We start from the raw sequence: 1,280 nt of genomic DNA on the forward strand, positions 1-1,280 counted from the left end.
GGGTTCCGGGGAGGCGGACGCGGGCGAGGGTGCCGCCGCCGTCGGCGGGTTCGAGCGCGACCGTCCCGCCGCTGTCGGCGACGGCGCGGGCGACGATCGACAGGCCCAGCCCGGAGCCGGGCAGGCTCCGCGCGGACGGGGACCGCCAGAACCGTTCGAAGACGTGCGGGAGGTCGGCGGGCGGGATGCCGGGGCCGTGGTCGCGGACGGTGAGTTCGCCGCCGGCGAGGCGGACGTCGACGGCGCCGCCCGGCGGGCTGAACTTGACGGCGTTGTCGAGGAGGTTGACGACGGCGCGTTCCAGCGAGGCGGGGTCGCCCGGGACGTACCAGGGGCGGGTGTCGCCGCGGACGGTGAGGCCGGGGCCGCGCGGCCGGGCGCGTTCGACGGCGCGGGCGACGACGTCGTGCAGCGCGACGGTTCCGCGGACGGGCCCGGTCTCGTCGGGGCGGGCGAGTTCCAGCAGGTCGCCGACGAGGTCGGACAGTTCCAGCATCTGCGCCTTGACGCTGGTCAGCAGGGCGCGGCGGGTGGTGTCGGGCAGGGCGCGGCCGGCGGCGTCGGCGCGCAGCAGCAGGTCGATGTTGGTGCGCAGGCTGGTGAGGGGGGTGCGCAATTCGTGTCCGGCGTCGGCGATGAGGCGGCGCTGCCGTTCGCGGGACGCGGCGAGCGCGCCGGTCATGGTGTTGAAGGAGCGGCCGAGGCGGGCGATCTCGTCGGTGCCGTCCTCGGGGATGCGCACGTCCAGGTCCTCGGTGCGGGCGATGTGCTCGACGGCGCCGGTGAGCCGGTCGACGGGGCGCAGCCCGGCGCGGGCGATCATCAGCCCGGCGCCGGCGGAGGCCAGGACGCCCAGGGCGGTGACGGCGGCCAGCAGCAGCGCGAGGCCGTCGAGGGGGTCCTGGACGTCGTCGAGGGGAAGCGCGAACGACAGCGCGGCGGTGGAGCCGTCGAGGGTGCGGACGGGGCGGGTGAGGACGCGGACGTCGACGGCGGCGCCGTCGGCGGTGGTGCCGGTGCCGTCGTGCAGGGCGCGGGGGCTGTCGCCGCGCGCGACGGCGGCGTCGGCGTCGGTGACGTGCAGGGCGCCGGCGCCGGGGACGGTGCAGCGTCCGCCGCGGGCGTCGACGACCTGCATCATCGCGGAGGGGCCGGGCGGGCGGATCCCGGTGCCGGGGGTGGCGCCGCGGGTGCAGTCGCGCAGGACGTCGTGCAGTCCGCGCTGCAGCGGCGGGGGGCGGTGCGGCGCGGACTGCACGACGTCCTGCGCGACTGCACCC

1 protein-coding gene is annotated in these 1,280 nt (G+C 78.0%); it reads right to left on the reverse strand.

Annotated elements, in window-relative coordinates:
• The coding region (locus DMH08_RS39520) for a HAMP domain-containing sensor histidine kinase (RefSeq protein WP_148108668.1) at positions 1 to 1,280 on the reverse strand (1,280 nt) is incomplete at both ends.

Source organism: Actinomadura sp. WAC 06369 (assembly GCF_003947565.1).
In the GTDB taxonomy this organism is placed as follows: Bacteria; Actinomycetota; Actinomycetes; order Streptosporangiales; family Streptosporangiaceae; genus Spirillospora; species Spirillospora rifamycini.